Annotated in this window: 1 protein-coding gene; it reads left to right on the forward strand. The window is 70.1% G+C overall.

Going from position 1 to position 204, the window contains the following annotated elements; genetic code table 11:
* Positions 1-204 (forward strand): acyl-CoA dehydrogenase family protein (locus tag ACL02T_RS35115; protein ID WP_412835123.1); only part of this gene is annotated, 204 nt, incomplete at both ends.

Below are 204 nucleotides of genomic sequence, written 5' to 3' on the forward strand. Positions count from 1 at the left end.
CTCGCCGACCTCGCCACCGAGATCGCCCTGTGCCGGGCGTTCCTCTACGACGTCGCCGACCGGCTCGACGCCGGCGACGAGACCGGACTGTCCCGCGACAGCTCCACCGCCAAGATCCGCTGCACCGAAGCCGCGAAACAGACCGCGCTCGAAGCCGTCCAGCTCATGGGCGGCTACGGCTACACCCGCGAGTACGGGATGGAG

Origin of the sequence: Pseudonocardia oceanicola (genome assembly GCF_047200735.1) — a bacterium.
Taxonomy (GTDB): Bacteria; Actinomycetota; Actinomycetes; order Mycobacteriales; family Pseudonocardiaceae; genus Pseudonocardia.